The sequence below is a fragment of the uncultured Sunxiuqinia sp. genome, assembly GCF_963974515.1.
GTDB lineage: Bacteria > Bacteroidota > Bacteroidia > Bacteroidales > Prolixibacteraceae > Sunxiuqinia.
The window spans coordinates 1-17,491 of sequence record NZ_CAXBDD010000082.1; the positions used below are offsets into that span (position 1 = coordinate 1).

Consider the following 17,491-nt stretch of genomic DNA (forward strand, 5'->3'; position numbering starts at 1 on the left):
CTTTTGGTTTTTTTGAAATTCAATGCCAATGCGCAGGATACAATTCAAATTGACTTTGGTCAAGTTATCAAAGAAGAGATTCCTGATGGAGCTTCGTCCGCTAATTTATGCTGGTTGCTGAATTCCGATCTTAAGCGTCCCAATCCTCACCGGTCTTTTGAAGCAGCAGTGAGTGAGCTGGGAGCTGGTTCTCTGCGATTTCCATATGGACATCTGGCCGATAATTATCTCTGGCATACACCTCCTTATGATGATGTTGAAGACGGACTCCGGCCTCGTGTGGCTGCGATATCTCAGGCCCCCGGAAAATGGGAGTGGGCTGTTGATCAAAATGGTGCTTTTAAATCTGCAATGGATTTTGATGAGTTTATGGCTGTTTGCCAACGGCAGAATATCAAACCTTTAGTGGTGGTTAATGTATTCTCGTTTAAATATGAGGGCGGGCCTGCTTTGTCAGAGTTGGTGGAGGCAGCTGTTGAATGGGTAAAATATGTCAAGCAGAAAGACTATCAGGTGGCTTATTGGCAGATCGGAAATGAAGTAGATCATCATCCCAAATTAATGACCCGCCAAGAGTATGTCGACGTATATGAAAAAATGGTTATTGCCATGAAAGAGGCAGATCCTTCAATTAATGTGGGTCCCGGCATTCTCTCCAATGTTTCTTTCTTTAATGCCATAATGGATCGATCTCCCGAATTAATAGATTTTACATCCTGTCACCAGTATATGTGGTCGTTTATTGAATCTTGTAAAACCTACGATTTGTGGAAGAAATCGGAAGAGCTTTTTATTCCCAATGTGCAAAAAATGCAGCGGGCTGTTCGCACCTCGGTGAAACCGGAAATGGAAATCGTAATTACCGAAACAGGGGTTTCACCATCGAATAAGGGAATGGGAAGCATCAATAACACCTGGAAAGCTTTGTGGTGGTTTGAGATTTTGATGAACCAGCTATCACAGCCTAATGTGACATATTCCTATTTTTGGGGGACACACTCTCCCTGGAATGGGCCGATGGATAATGATAAAGATGATGTGGGAGTTCTTTTTCGTTTGGATGATAATTCCAGAAAACCTATTGCTGAGGTTGTGAAGCTTGTCAATGAGAATGTTCCTGAAAAGCTTGTGGAAGCCAATCTTGTATCAGATTATATCAGAACCTATGCTGGGATAAGTAAATGCGCTCAAAAAATCAATGTTTTTTTATTAAACAAAAATAATGAGCCCCAAAAAGTGGTTTTAAGCCTTCGTGATCTCCCCTGTGAAAACCGGATTTTTAGTCATCTTATTCTTAAAGGAGAGCGTCCCGAATCCCGGGAAGTAAGCCTTCATGAGGGACGAGACTTAAACATCGGGAATGGATTTGTAGAAGTGGAATTACCCCCTCTATCAATATCGGTTTTAAAGAACTAATAGTTATGTAGAAGAGCAAAAGAAAGCATTCGTCTGATTTTATTAATATGAATTATCCTGCCTCCTTTTCATTTATAAAACAGGGTGCGGGGTTATTTTTAATAAAGGGGAATATAGCAGGTAAAGTCAAATTGAATTATGTGACCTTGCCTGAAGTGAGTTGGAACGATCATGCAACTGTGTCAATAAAATAATTTAAAGTAGAAAGATTTTAGTAAAAATTTAAGGCTATGTTGAAAGTACAAATTATCCCGCTAACCATATTATTGACCGTGCTGGTATCCTGCCAGCCAAAGCAAAGGCAGAAAAGGGTCCCCAGTCCCAACATTATTTACATTCTGGCCGATGATCTGGGCTATGGTGATGTTGGGTTTAACGGTCAGTCCAAATTTGCCACGCCCAATATCGATAAACTGGCGGCTGAAGGAATGGTTTTTACCCAGCATTATTCCGGGTCAACCGTTTGCGCGCCTTCGCGATCAGCTTTGTTAACAGGTATGCATACTGGTCATACTCCCATTCGGGGCAACAAAGAGGTTGAGCCTGAAGGACAATACCCAATGCCTGACAGCACTTATACCCTTTCTGAAATGTTGAAAGAAGCCGGCTACAAAACTGGGGTGTTTGGGAAATGGGGCCTCGGTTACCCTGGCTCTGAAGGTGATCCAAATCTGCAGGGATTTGATGAGTTTTATGGCTATAATTGCCAACGACTGGCTCATCACTATTATCCTTATCATCTTTGGCACAATCAGGAGAAAGTAATCCTTAATGGCAATAAAGGAAAAAATCAAAACGACTATGCTGCTGATTTGATTCATGATGAAGCATTGAAATTTATTGATGACAATAAGCACAGTGCTTTCTTTATGTTTTATGCTTCTCCAATTCCTCATGCGGAGTTGTTGCTGCCTGAAAAATATATAGATCCCTTTAAGGGAAAATTCCTGCCCGAGAAAAGTTACAAAGGGGTTGACGAGGGAGAAGGTTACCGCCAGGGGCCTTACGGTTCGCAGGAAAATAGTCATGCAGCTTTTGCGGCCATGGTTACCCTGCTGGACAGACAGGTTGGAGATATTTCTGAGAAACTGGAAGAATTGGGCATTGCCGATAATACCATTATTGTTTTTACTTCTGATAACGGCCCTCACCAGGAAGGTGGGGCAGATCCTGATTATTTTGACAGCAATGGAATTTTCAAAGGTTATAAGCGGGATTTGTATGAAGGCGGGATTCATGTGCCGATGATTGTTAAATGGCCGCAAATAATAGAAGCGGGTTCTTCAACAGATCATATTTCTGCTTTCTGGGATGTGATGCCAACTTTTGCTGATATTGCCGGGGTAGATTTTAATAAAAAGATTGATGGGATTTCCTTTTTGCCCACTTTGACAGGGAAAGGAGATCAGAAAAAACATGATTATCTCTATTGGGAGTTTCATGAAAAAGGTGGACGGATTGCAGTGAGAAAAGGAAAATGGAAAGCTGTCAAATACAATGTAGCCAAAAAAACCAATGCTGAACCAGAGCTCTATGATTTAAGAAAGGATCCTGAGGAAACGCAAAATCTGGCCTCAGAATTCCCGGATGTAGTTAAAGAAATGAAGGAGATTATGAAAAGTGCGCGCACAGAATCTGAAGTGTTTCAGTTTTCGGCACCTACTTATCTGAATGTTGACTAAAAAATATAAAGCAAGTCAGTATTCTTTTTGGCCATATTTGTCCGCACTATGCTTGCCTTAAGGAGCTTTTGAAACAAAGGTGCAAAAGAGCTAATTTGTTTATGATGTTGGAGGACGATATTGGATGGTCAGACCCAGATAATTTCTTTGTATGCTGGCTCTGATTTCCATAGGGAATGAAAATAATTAATAATAGTATTGTTCACTAGTGGCTGACTAGTGTTACTCATTAAATTAAGCGATATGTTTTGTAAATATGTTGTACTGATATTTTCAATCGTTTTGGCTGCTGGTTGTCAGACGGATACAACGATCGAAAAACCTCGTGAAAAGTCCTTGATTGACTTTGACTGGCGATTCACTGAAGGAGATCCTACGGGAGCTGAAAATGTTGAATTTGAGGATTCTGAGTGGCGACTGTTGGATGTGCCCCATGATTGGAGTATTGAAGGCAGCTACGATCAGAACAATCCTTCTGGTATTTCCGGAGCGTTCCTGCCCACCGGCATCGGATGGTACCGCAAAACCATTCACCTGAATGAACTGAATCCGGATGATAAATTTTTTGTGGAGTTTGATGGTGTTTATATGAACAGTGATGTATGGATTAATGGGCATCACCTGGGTAACCGGCCTTATGGGTACATCAGTTTTGGCTACGATCTTACACCTTATTTACAGGAGGGTGGTAATGTTTTGGCTGTGCGGGTAGATCATTCCAAGGCGCCGAGTGGAAGGTGGTACACCGGTTCCGGTATTTACCGGCATGTGTGGCTGGTCCAAACCGGCAATGTCTATATACCCCGCTGGGGAACTTTTGTTACCACTCCAGAAGTCAGCCATGAGGAGGCAACGGTAAATTTATCAGTTAGTATTTTAAATGAAACAGGAAAAAAACAGGATGTAACGGTTCATAATATTGTCCGTGATGAAAATGGGGCGGAGGTGGCCCGAAGCCAGAAAGAAATTTCATTGACCGATTCTGTGCTTTATAAGGATGCCTTTGTGGTGGAAAAACCTTTGCTTTGGTCTCCGGATTCACCCTCAATGTATTGTCTTGAAACCAGGATTCAGGCCAAGGGCAAGATACTGGATCAATTTGAAACGCCCTTTGGAATCAGATCTGTAGAATTACGTGGAAGTGACGGGTTTTATCTCAACGGGGAGCCGGTGAAATTTAAGGGATTGAGCAATCACCATGATGCCGGGCCTCTGGGGGCGGCTGTTCCCAACGACGTACTGTATCGACGGCTTAAAATGATGAAGGAGATGGGATGCAATGCATTAAGAACGACGCACAATCCATTTTCTCCTGAATTTTATACGATGTGCGACACCATGGGGTTTATGGTAATGGATGAGGCGTTTGACGGCTGGTGGAATCCTAAGGCCGAACATGATTACGGAAATTATTTTCAGGATTGGTGGGAACAAGATCTTAAGGATTTTATGCATCGCGATCGCAATCATCCATCTGTTGTGATCTGGAGTATTGGTAATGAGGTTCATGGTTTTACTCCTGAGGAGCAAAAAACGATTGTGGAATTTGCCAAAAGCTTTGATGATACCCGTCCAGTTACCCAGGGCAGGGGCTACATGGCTCCCTATATAGATATTGCGGGATTTAACGGGCATGGAGAGTTTAAAGGGGTGTTGGAAAACTACCACAAAGCGCACCCCGAAAGGCCCATTATAGGAACCGAAATTACGCATACACTTCAAACCAGGGGTGTTTACCGTACTCAAACTTGGTACCGTGTGAAAGATAATCCTGCACCTTGGGAAAAACCGGAAGAATTCCCACAGATGGAGCACAAAATTACCAAGATAAAGGACCTGTCGGAAAAGGAGTTATTTCCAGGTATTACTCATAAATATCAATCCTCATATGATAATTCAATAGTCCGCATTGGAATTCGTGATGACTGGAACCGTGTTGAACGGTATGACTGGTACATGGGCAATTTCCGCTGGACCGGATTTGATTATTTGGGTGAATCGTTTGGCTGGCCGGCACGGACGGCAAACTTTGGAATAATTGATCTGGCAGGTTTCCCAAAGGATCACTATTACCTGTATCAAAGTCTCTGGAGTGATAAACCGATGGTCCACCTGTTACCTCACTGGACACATCCGGGTAAAGAGGGAGAAGAAATTCCGGTGGTGGTTTATACCAACTGTGGTGAAGCGGAGCTGTTTTTGAATGATAAGTCACTGGGGCGAAAAAAAATGGGAGAAGAACGGCAGCTGGTTTGGCAGGTGCCATATAAAGCGGGAACACTTTCGGCGGTTGCATACAAGGATGGGGATCCCGTTGCTCAAAAGGCGTTTGAAACAGCCGGGAAACCTGCATCATTAGCCGTTAATCCCGATAAAGCTAAGATCAAAGCCAACCGACAGGATGTGGTACATTGTGAAGTGATTGTTATTGATGAGAATGGTGTTATGGTGCCAGATGCTGACAATCAGGTTGTTTTTGATGTTTCAGGTCCTGCCAGATTATTAGGGGTTGAAAACGGCGACATTCTGGATCTGTCTCCTCACAAAGTTAACCATCGAAAAGCTTTTAAGGGTAAGTGTTTGCTGATATTGCAATCTTTGGATGAATCCGGTGATATTGTTGTTTCTGCAAAGTCAGAAGGTTTGGAAGCAACGACGGTCACTATTAAGGTTGAATGATGTTTTGATTAAAATTATTACTATGAAAAAATATGGTGTTCTTTTATTTTTAATGTTTACTCTGGTATCTTTTGTAATTGTAGGATGTAAAGGCAAACAGAAAAGTAAAAAAAAGGCTTCAAAGCCCAATATCGTTTTTATCTACATGGACGACCTTGGTTATGGGGATGTTGGTGCTTATGGCGCCACGGAGTTGGAAACCCCTAGTATGGATCACCTGGCCAACCAAGGCTTACGTTTTACGCAGGGCTATGCCTCTTCAGCAACCTGTACGCCCAGCCGTTATGCCTTATTGACCGGCGAATACCCATGGCGCAATGAAAGTGCCCGTATCCTGCCGGGTACAGCACCGCTCATTATTGATACTGCTAAAATAACTTTGCCAAAACTATTACAAAAGCAAGGCTATCACACGGGATTGGTGGGCAAATGGCACCTTGGCCTTGGAACAGGAGTCGTGGAATGGAATACGCGTGTCTCTCCCGGGCCTAACGAAGTTGGGTTTGATTATGCTTATTATATGGCGGCCACTCAAGACCGGGTGCCAACGGTTTATCTAAAAAATGGTCTGGTACAGGGACTCGATCCTGATGATCCTATTGAAGTAGATTACCAAAACAGTTTTGAAGGACAGCCCACGGGTAAGACCCATCCTGAATTATGCGACATGATGTGGCATCACGGACATAATGCCACTATCGTGAATGGTATACCCCGGATCGGATACATGAAAGGCGGTGAAGCTGCCAAATGGAGCGATGTGGATATGGCTGACCATTTTCTGGCCAAAGCCCAGGAATATGTCAAAACACATAAGGAAGGACCTTTCTTCCTTTATTATGCCATGCAGCAACCTCATGTTCCCCGTACACCACATCCGCGTTTTGTGGGTAAAACAGGAATGGGGCCCAGAGGGGATGTTATTGCTGAGGCAGACTGGTGCATTGGTGAGTTTCTGAAAACGCTTGAAAAAGAAGGCTTGCTGGAAAATACCCTTATCGTTTTTTCCAGTGACAATGGTCCTGTTCTGAACGATGGTTATTACGACGATGCCGTGGAAAACCTTGGTGATCATACTCCATGGGGACCCTTAAGAGGTGGTAAATACAGTCTTTTTGAAGCCGGGACTCGTGTGCCTTTTGTAACTTACTGGAAAGGAACGATTGAACCAGGGCTATCGGATGCATTGGTAAGTCAGGTTGATTTGTTTTCTTCCATTGCTGCCCTGGCGGGGAGTCAGGCAAAAGGTCCGGATAGTCAAAATTTGCTGGATGTTTTGCTTGGTAAATCAAACAAAGGAAGGGAACAGTTGATCATCGAGGCCATTTCCAGAACTGCTTTAAGAAAAGGTGATTGGGTTATGATCCCTCCTTATAAGGGACAAGCCGTTAATGAAAAGGTCAATATTGAGTTAGGAAATTCACCTGAATTTCAGCTCTATAATCTGAAAGAAGATCTCGGGCAACAAACTAATCTTGCCGGGGAAAAACCGGAAAAGCTGAAAGAAATGGTGCAAACATTTGAAAGAATACGTGGCAAAAATTTTGGCCCAGTTCATGAATTGAATATTCAGTAGCATCCGGATTGTTCATCCGAATTAGAGTCAGCTGATTATCGATGTGCCACACGGGGTCGATACTGGACCAAGCAAAAGGTTCTTGTCAAATAATTCTAATCTCATCAGGTTTTTGATGACCGGCAGCGTTCAATGGCAAAATATTGATCTGGGGATGAACGAATCCAACAGGAAACGCATCACCACCTGGGGCGACGATTTTTACACGACCATTGACTATTGCTATGAAACCGATATGATCCTGGTCAAGCTCAGCTTCAACCTGAACTGGAAAAACAGTAACACCAAGCATCCCCAAAGTGAGTTTGGGGAGAAGGAGTTTTAACTGTGGGTATTGATTCAGTTGGCATAGGAGCCTTAAGGGAGCGGTTGGCGTTTATTCAGCCAGCCAGTGCAGCCAATCCCTCCAAATCGGAAGTTTTTCCATACAGCGTTCGCGGTAAAGGACAAGCTTTAGGTAGTTTGACTCATTGGTTTTTTGCAGTTGCGATCACTTTTCTCTTTTCAGTGTTCAGCAGCAGCAGCCCCTAAGGAACCGATTTTTCATTTGCCTTCTTTTCGGTTAGGATGCTTATGCTGGCTTTTGTGGTTTGGCGTTATATTACTGAAACTAAAGGAAAATCACTTGAAGACCTGGGAGGGCAAATTTCAACCTGGATATATTAGATCGCTTGATCGTGAGAGCAAGTTAAAACAATAATTGAAGCAGACTATGAAGACTTTTTTCGGATTAGATCCATTCCCGTATTTTGGATACATCTTCAAAGGGGAGTTCGGTTGAGAAAACCTGATAGGCATGCGTGTTGCGGCAGGGATTTTAATATAGAAAGCCAAAAAGCCATAGTGGTATTCTATTTCCCGATCCACCCTTGATCCCGTCAAATATACTGGCACGGTAGAAACGGTATTGGGGCACCCCTTCGCTCCGGTGCTTCGCGTTCGGTCATTTTCCTGAATCGTTTGCCCAAAGAATAAACAGGATTCATCTGGAGATTTCCCATCTTCCTCCTTTATCAGGGCCGATACGTTTCAATTTACCTTCTCTCTTTAACTTTTCAATTTGTTTTGCTATTGCCCTTCGGGTAATATTGAGCTTATCGGCCATTTCTGTTGTGGTGATAACGCTATTCTCTTGTACTAACTGAAGAATTTTCTGTGAACTTTTCTGTGAACTTTTCTGTGAACTTTTCTCACTAGGAAGTTTCACTGTTTCCCCAGATTCATGAACAATATCTTCAGGGACTGTCAGTTTATACAGTGCATCAAAAACAGTGACCCCAAACATACCAATCTTTTTATAATCGAATATTGCTTCAGAATTCCCGTTGTCTGCAAGTTCCTTTTTCACCCTGGCAATTCCCCGGTTAAAGCGGTTTACGTAGCCTAAAACTTTCATGGCTTCGGCAATGACAGGATTCCGATAATCATTGACATTTGGAAAATTTTCGGGGCGGGCATTCCCATATAACCCACCTGGATTAATAATCTCAATCCGGTCTTTATATTGATAAAATTTAATAGGTGCATTCGACTCATAATCCCTGTGCATGACGCTATTCATGAGTAGTTCGCGGATAGCCCATTTGGGGAAATTGAACTGTTTCTTCTCTTTTAGGGCGGTGACCGGAACAGGCTTTTGCTGAACAATGGCGTATTCAAGAAAAGAGTCCAGTTCTGATAAAATATGAACAAGATTGCCCGAAAACTTTTTCTCGTTAATGGGATCATCAGCTTCAGTTAAACCATCAAATTTTACGTATTGAATGTATGCTCCGGGAATATATCTTTCGACCTCATTTCCAAAAAGCAATAAACCAGCGTTGGTTATTGCGCTATAATTTGGACTGAAAAAACGGAGACTAGCCAGTTTTTCTGTCAATTCCCTGTGATCATCGGCAAGCAGATCACTGTCAATAGCCTGTGGTAAATAATTCTCGGTAAATAGTTTTTGATTGATGCTATCCAGTCCAAGGCCTAGAGAAGGGCGGACATCAAAAGTACTGACATTGGATGCCCTCCGTTCAATCAGGATACGTTCTTCCATGTCATTGGCAACAGCTTTACGCGGTCCTACCCGTATCCATGTTTTTCCTTTGTACCTTACCGGGGGAAAAGGCGAAGGCTGTATCTCGATGACGATGACATCTCCGTGTACAAATGAAAATACAGACACAGACATAATTGGTTGGGGCAGGATGTTTCCGTCAGAACGAAGTCCTCCCAAAGATTGAAGTAAGCGGTCACTGGCTTTCAGTCCGGACAGAGTACCATTATCATATACACCTATAAATAAATAGCCATTTTTGGCTGTATTGGATAGATCATTTGAGAAAGCACATATGGCCTGGGCAAATTTTGAGGTGTCGGTTGTGGAAGTAGTCCGTTCAATCTGTTCCGATTCCAGGTCAACCAGCATAGCCTGTACTTTTTCTTTATTTAGCCCAATGACGCTCATTTTTTTGATTTCAGTTTAAGAGTTATTGCCTTCAAAGTTAATGATTGCTTTAATAATGCAGTCTTGATTTTTATTTGAATTGAGATTTTGGCAATTATACATGGTTTAAATCCTCCGTTCCCAATTCCCGTCAAATTTACCTGCACGGCAGAAACGGTAATCGTCTGTCCGGAAAGTAAAGTAATCAGGTTTTATTTTGGTCATGGCCATTACATCTGCATTTTGTAATTTGCATTCCCTGATAAACGACCAATACCGGGTGAAGACAGTAAAAGAAGTGGATAAAAAAATAGCAACACCGGATGAGTCAGCCCAAAACAATCCGTTCCAAAGGATACCAGTAAGTCTTTTCAACTATTTTACCGGTTATTTCCTTGTCATACCCCAGGTTCATAAAATCGATGATCTGATCTTCCTTTGGGAAGAACCGGTGGCAATAACGGGGAAAAATATACTGAGGAACGATTCCGATAGAATCATTTCCGGTGACCATGCGTAAGATTTCTTCTGCGTCTGACAGTTCAAAAGGGATGTTGTTGTCATAAAGTGCAACTGCCATCTTTAAAATTTCTTCCACCCGGACAATACTTGAACCCGCCAGTCGGACTTTCCATTTGTCCTGCACGTCTGAAATATAAAGCGAGATATGGGTTGAATTTCCTCCCCTGCATATTTCCCAGGGATGACCGCCCAACCAGGCCGAACTGTGGTACCATTCCTCGTTAGTTTGTATTAGCAAAGAATAGTCAACGATCGGAGGGAATATTTAGATTACTTTTAGGGGAAAAAGCTCCATCTGCTGCATTAACTTTATCCATTCGACAGATAAAAACTAATTTTCATATTAAGTACAGCAGATTATTGAGTTAAAGCCAGAGAGTATTTAGGGTAAAACCCACTATTACGATGTTAGCCACTCAATGCGGAGCATAAACTTTAAAGCTTATGCAAGTATACGGAATTGATTTATCGATGGAAAAGTTCGATGTTAACTTCATCGACGAAAATGGAAAAAGGAAAAACAAACAAGTGAGAAACAGATTAATGGACATAGCCAAGTTTTTATCTTCAGTTTCTGAAGATGCAATTTTATGTGCAGAAAATACAGGAATCTATGGAGATTTACTTGTATCCCTTTGCAACCAGGCCGGAATAAAAATAGCTTTGGTTTCTGGTTATAATATCAAACACAGTTTAGGCTTGATTAAAGGGAAATCTGACCCGATAGATGCTGCAAGGATTAGGGAATACGGGGAAAGGTTTGCTGACAAACTTACCTTCAATTCATACGGTCCAAAAGAAATCATTGAATTAAAATTTTTGTATTCATTACGCTCTCAACTGGTAAAAGCCCGGAAGTTGCTGCGTGCGGGGAACCATAGCCGTTCCTGCAGCCCGATGCAAAGCATCAGTGTTCAAAAGCATACTGAAAAAGCCTTATCAAACCTCGGCAATCAAATCAAAGAGGTTGAGAATGAAATTGAAGCCATTATCAGGGAAAATAAGGAACTTAATGAAAGTTACGAATTGACAACCAGTGTTAAAGGTATTGGAGCTGTTATTGCAACCGATTTGATCATTAAAACAGGGAATTTTAAAAATATTGACACTGCCCGTAAAGCAGCTTCCTATGCAGGTGTATGCCCTTTCCCTAACGAATCAGGCAAGATGGTTGGAAAACGTAAAACAAGCCCGTTTGCTGACCGTAAACTAAAGACATTGCTATACCTGGGGGCCAAATCGGCTATCAAGCACAATAAAGAATACAGATTATATTATCAAAAGAAACAGTTGGAAGGGAAACCTCACTATTTAATCATGAATAATGTCTCCAACAAGATGCTTCGTACAATTTACAGCGTTGTGAAAAATAAAACACCATATAGTCAGGAGTACATTTGCATTGATCCAAGAGAGCTGAATAATAATAACAGCTCCACAGAAAAAGTGGTCTAAAAACTTGCAATTTATTAGAGTATATGAAAAGCCAACGGCGATTCTTCGGTAAGCTCTCTTAAACCGCCATCCCTGCCATCGGCCATTTGCAGGTACTTTTCCTTTGGCGTCAATTGAACCTGTGAATTTTTGAAATAGCCGTTGGCATCGTAGCAGATTTCACAAATCCTGAAAAATTCACCGGCAGCCATTTTCTCTGCCAAAAGAATATCGTGATTTTTCGTTTTCTCAACAACTATTTTAAGCTTATCAATGCTTTCATCGCTTAAATCCTTATCCGGACGAATGGCTTCATCACCCTGTACCTCCCAATAATCTTTCCTTTTTATCCGACCGAACCGCTTCGACCAGGACAGATTTTGCTGAATATACCGATTGTAGGCAGCTTCATCTTTTTTCAGCTTACCTGTTTCGCTGACCACTTTTCTGAGAAGCCAATCAGCAAACCGGTCAAGATAATCGGAATCAAAAGCGGGATCTTTTGCTGGTGGTTCATCCTCCCTGATCGAAGCAATGAGCTTTCCGTCTAAATGAAAAAACAACTCGTTTTGATATTTGGCAGTGTCAAACCTGTACCAGGTGGTTTCTTCCGGGTAATAATCTTTCCAAAGTTGTTCAAACTCTTCGAAGGTTTCCACCTCACCGCTTTCCTTATATTCGTCATAATCGCCAAAAGCAGAGATTGGTCCTCGCGAGATTTCAAACCAGGTATGCCTGTTTTCATCGTTCTCTCCCGGTTTTATGCAACTGAAAATTTTATATACCTCCTTCAATTTCAGATACGAATCATTTGAAACGTGACTGCTTTCAAAATGAGCATGTTCGATCATCGCATTTATTTCAGGCACAAAAAGTTCAGTTGTATCCATCGGTAATGAAATTTATTTATTTCTGCAGCATTTTTTGTATTTCTTCCCACTGCCGCACGGACACGGATCATTCCTTCCTGTCTTTGGTGTGGGGGCACCAGGTTTTGGTGTTGCCCGGATCGGCTCATCATAACGAGGAAATACGGTTTCTTTACTGTTTTTCGAAGATTTAAACCGGTTTAATTCCTCATACTTTTCAAATATCGGGGTAAATTCTTTTTTGTGTTCATATTCCGGTTTCCGATCAATGTCCTTTTTTATGTCTTCAAATGAACCTGCGATTCCCTCTGTAACATATCCGGATTCATAAAGCTGTTCAATTTTGTCCATCAGTTCAACGCCCTGCAATTCTACAGCTTCCCAAACAAGGAATCCGTTGAAGTCGCTGTCGATTATTCCTGAATCAGGATTTGCACTGATAACGGTGCCCATAACGGCGTCAAACCACCCGATCACTTCTTTCCTTCGTTCCGGGTAATGAAGTGCAAGTTGAGATACCGAACCAACCACTTCGCCGCGCGCATAAGTGTCCAAATCCGGCGTCAATACAAAATCCTGCAACTTATCGAGTTGATTTTTGCCGGTTTTCAGAAGCGTTTCCCAAAAATCCTCTGTTAACAGGTCGAAGTACCAGAATTGAAGAAAATCACTGTCCTGCCTGAAAGTTTCCAGGATCGCGTCCAGAACCTGATCAGCTTCCAGTTCGCCCAGAAGGTAAACAGCATGGCAGGCAAAAAAACATTCTTCTTCTTTTAGTTTCCCCGCTTCCTCCAATTCCCGGAAATATTCGTAGCGCAAGATGATGTCTTTCAGGATGGTTACCAAATCTTCGACCAGGGTTTTTCGGGGTAACGAAAGGATTGTTTCCAGTTTTTCCTTTTCTATGTTCGTATCATACTGATATAGCCATTCTGTTTCGGGATGGTTAAAAACTGGTTTTTCGGTGGTTTGCAAGGATTGATAATTTCCTTTGGCTCTCACTTTTATTTTCGTCTTTTCTTCATCCTCAAATCGCTTGAATCCCGCTTCCAGCCTTTTGGGCATCAGATGGCGCCGGGCAGATTCGGTATCGGGATGTTCCGGCGCAATTTCTTCCAGAATCTGCAATCTTGTTTCTGCCTGCTCCAAATCGCCGATAGCTGCAAAATACATGATTGCCAGCTTAAAAAAGCCGGTTACTTCCGCCAGGTGAAACAGGTCGCGGTCGGGATACAGGCTTTTTAGTTCCATATCCTTTCCCAATATTCCGGGCACCATTTCGGGTTTGCCATCGTCGATCATCTGATGGGCTTTGTTTAACAGGCCAAAAAGATAGTGGGGATGTTCCTTTAAAATCCATTCGTTTACTTCAGTTCCTTTTTTAAAGTTGCCCGATGACGTATAAGCCGCAGACAGGTAGTTTTTCAATTGCGGGTTTTTTGGATGGCGTTCAATCAGGTAGAGCAATTTGTCAATAACTGTTTTATCCCTTTTTTGTATTTTGGGATATAATTTTTCCAATTGCCATTTTAGCGATGGGGTAATATGATCCTGAGTGTTGTGAAATGTAGAATCGGTCGTTATTTTATAACCGGATCTTTCGAATTCTTCGTACATCTTTTTTAACTTTTTATTTCGAATCACGCTCATTTTTGAGATTTCAAACTTAAAAACTTTTTGGGAGATGCCCGTTCCCAATTCCCGTCAAATTTACCTGCACGGCAGAAACGGTAATCGTCTGTCCGGAAAGTAAAGTAATCAGGTTTTATTTTGGTCATGGTCATTACATCTGCATTTTGTAATTTGCATTCCCGGATAAATGACGAATACCGGATGAAGACAATAAAAGAAATGGAAAAAAAAGAAGTTTTCATGAAACAATTCAGATTACCGCGAAAGATAAAAAAATCGCTTAAAAAAGGTTTATGGCTGTATCCCCCGGATGAAAAAGGAAACTCCCTGATGGCCAGTCCTGCCAGATCTCCGGAAGATTTTATGGCTGTGAAAAAGGGCATTGCAAGGAATCTTTTCGACCTGAAAGAATCAAAATCAAGAAGGAAGAAGCTACAGAAACAACTTGACAAAGAAGTCATTGTCCCGGACGAGGAGCTAAGGAATTATGTGCATGAAATTCTTGGAGAAGATATACGGAATTCGTCGTATAATAAATTAATAGAGGCAAAGAATAACCCGAAAGCCATTGTAGCTTATTACAATTTCGTCAATGCATACCATCTATATAAACAGGGAGATGATTCATTTGGCAATATCTGCTGCCTGGCGGTTGACAGAGCAAAGGAATTACTAAACAACAGGAAGAAATTATAGCACAGCAGGTTTGGTAAATGCAAACTTGAAAAATATACTCTAAACATGAAACTCACAGAAAAACAAATAGAGGAAATTGCCGACAACCTGGACTGCGGGATGAGATGTTTTTACAACCTTAAAACGGGAGGAATTAAAACATTACTCAATTTTGACAGCTGGATTGGAGCTGATGAGGAGCCATGGGAAGAAGAAGCTAAAGAGATTGATGAAAACCTGGATGATTATTTTGAATTTGAAGGATTTGAGACCCATGAATCATTTCGGATAATGGCTGATTTTGCAGAGCGTATTGATGACCCCAAACTACAGGATCAATTGATCAATGCGTTAAACAGGCCAAAACCGTTTCGGAACTTTAAATGGCAAATTGATAATTCAGGAGAGTATCGGCAACAGTGGTTTGACTATAAGAAAATGCGCTACATCCAGCGTGTTAAAGAACAAATTGATTTAAACGGGAAGGATTTTAATGAATAACGTGGATTTAGGAAAAGAGGTTAAAAGGCTGGTACATTCAAATCGTTACGAGAAAGGGTATGTCTGTGCGGTAGATGTGCTTTTGCAATTGGGCTATCTTACTAAAGACGATTATGAATCCTGGCGGTTTGGACGCATTGATTACCTCGAAAAAGTATGCAAAACCAACTTGGGGAAGCTGACTTTCATTAACAAGTTGATCGGAAAATACTCGGACGAGTTGGCTTTAAAAAGTTCCTGGACCGCCTACAACCAATTCGGTAAAGGGATAAAACGCCGGTTACGGTTTAGTAAATCAGGAGATGAATCAATTGAGGATAAATATGCTACTCATTATATTGATACAAAAAGAATCAATGAATTAAAAGAGATGAAATAAAAATAAAGAACTTCCGGATTTTTTCTTTTTGGTCATGAAACTCTTGTAACAGATTAAATTCAAATTTGCTTGGAAAATATAAAAACTCATTCTATCGTTGCATTGAATTATATCATGTGGGGTAATTATTGCCCCTTATATTAACACTAGAGGTAATGTCAAGAACTTATCATTCAGTAAATGTTAACAGGGACAACAAGAATTCTTGAGGCTCATGGATGATCACGAAATTGAAATATTCACTATCCCGGAAATTGAGGAGATCCTGAATTTCAGGTTCGATGATTTGAATGCTGTCCTTGAAAACCTTGAAAAAAAAGGCTTTTTGTCCCGCATCGAAAAAGGGAAATATTGTCGTGCCAACTTCCGCGATGAAAAGGTGATTGGTTGTTTTATCTCAGGGGACGGAGCTATTGCTTATTGGTCTGCTCTTAATTATCACGGCCTCACCGAACAGTTCCCTAATATCCTGTTCATCCAGACCTCAAAAATGAAAAGGAACAAGGATATATTTGGCACTACTTATAAGTTCGTCAAAACAATTCCCCAAAAAATGACCGGTATAATACAGGAGGGTTACGGGTCGCGGACATACCGGATTACCGATGTAGAGAAGACCATGGTAGATTGTTTTGACTATCCGCAATACTCCGGCGGATATGCTGAATTGATCAGGGGGTTCAGTCAGACCCGGCTCGATAGTGACAAGATGATTACACATTGTGACGCAATAAGTAACCTGGCTGTCACAAAGAGAATGGGATTTCTCGCAGAATTGCTTAAAAAGGATGATTTAAAACCATTTGTTGTTTATGCCAAAGGAAAAATCAATTTGAGATACAATGTATTTGACCCATTAGGAATTGAGAAAGGTGAATTTGTGAATGAATGGCGGTTACGTTTAAACATAACCAGGGAAGAAATATTAACCTGAGTTCGATTTAAAAAAGGCAGCGAAAAATTTTGAAAACATAAGGATTGTTTGTATATTAAAATACTGAAATAGAATAATATACATTAAAAACAACCCTTATGTTGACAGAATCAAATTTAGTTGAAATTTTCTTCTTTGCAGACGAATTTTGCAAAGAATTTAACAAGACATTGGAGGGGGCACAACTTGGCACCGACAACTCCAAAAAACGCCGGAACAAGCCTTGTAAACTTTCCGACCCGGAGGTCATTACGATCTTAATAGCCTTTCATTTAAAAAGTTATAGGAACCTGAAACACTTTTACACGCAATATGTACAAGTTCACATGACAAAAGAGTTTCCCCAAACAGTTTCATATAACAGGTTTGTTGAACTTCAGCAAAAGGCACTGTTTCCAATGGCCATATTCCTGAAAGTAATGAGATTGGGCTGTTGTACCGGAATATCAATTGTCGATTCGACACCGTTGAGGGTCTGCAACAACAAACGGATTTTTAACCATAAAGTTTTTGACGGGATAGCCCAAAGGGGCAAATCAACAATGGGCTATTTCTTTGGGTTTAAGCTCCACCTGATAATCAATGACAAAGGGGAGATCTTGAATTTTGTCATCACCCCTGGAAATGTCGATGACCAGGAACCACTGAAAAACAGTGATTTTTTGGGCAGAATATTTGGCAAACTCTTCGCAGACAAGGGATACATCGGGCAAAAGCTTTTTGAGCAGTTATTTATTGATGGCATACAGCTTATTACG

Annotated in this window: 15 protein-coding genes; 11 read left to right on the forward strand and 4 right to left on the reverse strand. The window is 41.3% G+C overall.

Going from position 1 to position 17,491, the window contains the following annotated elements; translation table 11 throughout:
• The 5 genes from AAC033_RS14660 to AAC033_RS14680 all read left to right on the forward strand — a co-directional run.
• On the forward strand, nucleotides 1-1,416 hold a 1,416-nt coding region (locus AAC033_RS14660; RefSeq protein WP_339739427.1), incomplete at its 5' end, for a hypothetical protein.
• Between the two features lie 230 nt (nucleotides 1,417-1,646).
• Nucleotides 1,647-3,098 (forward strand): arylsulfatase, encoded by a 1,452-nt coding sequence (locus AAC033_RS14665; RefSeq protein ID WP_339739429.1) that lies wholly within the window; start codon nucleotides 1,647-1,649, stop codon nucleotides 3,096-3,098.
• Between the two features lie 243 nt (nucleotides 3,099-3,341).
• Nucleotides 3,342-5,777, forward strand: a complete 2,436-nt coding sequence (locus AAC033_RS14670) for a glycoside hydrolase family 2 TIM barrel-domain containing protein (protein WP_339739431.1) — start codon at nucleotides 3,342-3,344, stop codon at nucleotides 5,775-5,777.
• Nucleotides 5,778-5,799: 22 nt separating this feature from the next.
• On the forward strand, nucleotides 5,800-7,353 hold the full coding sequence (locus AAC033_RS14675; RefSeq protein WP_339739433.1) for an arylsulfatase: 1,554 nt from the start codon (nucleotides 5,800-5,802) through the stop codon (nucleotides 7,351-7,353).
• Between the two features lie 115 nt (nucleotides 7,354-7,468).
• The gene (locus AAC033_RS14680; protein ID WP_339739435.1) at nucleotides 7,469-7,678 is read left to right on the forward strand and encodes a hypothetical protein; all 210 of its coding nucleotides are present in this window, start codon (nucleotides 7,469-7,471) and stop codon (nucleotides 7,676-7,678) included.
• A 657-nt stretch (nucleotides 7,679-8,335) separates the two neighbouring features.
• On the opposite strand, the gene AAC033_RS14685 is transcribed toward AAC033_RS14680, so the two are convergent.
• Together AAC033_RS14685 and AAC033_RS14690 are read right to left on the reverse strand one after the other, a co-directional pair.
• Nucleotides 8,336-9,808: an RNA-binding domain-containing protein gene (locus AAC033_RS14685; RefSeq protein ID WP_339739437.1), complete on the reverse strand. Its 1,473-nt coding sequence runs from the start codon at nucleotides 9,806-9,808 to the stop codon at nucleotides 8,336-8,338.
• A 307-nt stretch (nucleotides 9,809-10,115) separates the two neighbouring features.
• Nucleotides 10,116-10,547, reverse strand: coding sequence for a hypothetical protein (locus AAC033_RS14690; RefSeq protein ID WP_339739439.1), 432 nt, complete (start codon nucleotides 10,545-10,547; stop codon nucleotides 10,116-10,118).
• Nucleotides 10,548-10,753: 206 nt separating this feature from the next.
• Here AAC033_RS14690 and AAC033_RS14695 point away from each other — a divergent pair, with 206 nt between their 5' ends.
• On the forward strand, nucleotides 10,754-11,764 hold the full coding sequence (locus tag AAC033_RS14695; protein ID WP_339739441.1) for an IS110 family transposase: 1,011 nt from the start codon (nucleotides 10,754-10,756) through the stop codon (nucleotides 11,762-11,764).
• Nucleotides 11,765-11,778: 14 nt separating this feature from the next.
• Here AAC033_RS14695 and AAC033_RS14700 read toward each other — a convergent pair whose 3' ends face one another.
• Complete coding sequence (locus AAC033_RS14700) at nucleotides 11,779-12,633, reverse strand: hypothetical protein (RefSeq protein WP_339739443.1); 855 nt, start codon at nucleotides 12,631-12,633, stop codon at nucleotides 11,779-11,781.
• Nucleotides 12,634-12,645: 12 nt separating this feature from the next.
• Nucleotides 12,646-14,229, reverse strand: coding sequence for a DUF1186 domain-containing protein (locus AAC033_RS14705; RefSeq protein ID WP_339739445.1), 1,584 nt, complete (start codon nucleotides 14,227-14,229; stop codon nucleotides 12,646-12,648).
• A gap of 216 nt (nucleotides 14,230-14,445) precedes the next feature.
• On the opposite strand from AAC033_RS14705, the gene AAC033_RS14710 reads away from it, so the two are divergent.
• From AAC033_RS14710 to AAC033_RS14730, 5 genes are all read left to right on the forward strand, one after another.
• Nucleotides 14,446-14,940: a hypothetical protein gene (locus AAC033_RS14710; protein WP_339739446.1), complete on the forward strand. Its 495-nt coding sequence runs from the start codon at nucleotides 14,446-14,448 to the stop codon at nucleotides 14,938-14,940.
• Between the two features lie 45 nt (nucleotides 14,941-14,985).
• On the forward strand, nucleotides 14,986-15,420 hold the full coding sequence (locus AAC033_RS14715; RefSeq protein ID WP_339739448.1) for a UPF0158 family protein: 435 nt from the start codon (nucleotides 14,986-14,988) through the stop codon (nucleotides 15,418-15,420).
• Nucleotides 15,413-15,799: a hypothetical protein gene (locus tag AAC033_RS14720; protein ID WP_339739450.1), complete on the forward strand. Its 387-nt coding sequence runs from the start codon at nucleotides 15,413-15,415 to the stop codon at nucleotides 15,797-15,799. The genes AAC033_RS14715 and AAC033_RS14720 overlap by 8 nt, the downstream gene beginning before the upstream one ends.
• A gap of 214 nt (nucleotides 15,800-16,013) precedes the next feature.
• The gene (locus tag AAC033_RS14725) at nucleotides 16,014-16,733 is read left to right on the forward strand and encodes a hypothetical protein (protein WP_339739452.1); all 720 of its coding nucleotides are present in this window, start codon (nucleotides 16,014-16,016) and stop codon (nucleotides 16,731-16,733) included.
• 98 nt (nucleotides 16,734-16,831) lie between these two features.
• A partial coding sequence (locus AAC033_RS14730) for an IS982 family transposase (protein WP_339739454.1) occupies nucleotides 16,832-17,491 on the forward strand: 660 nt, incomplete at its 3' end.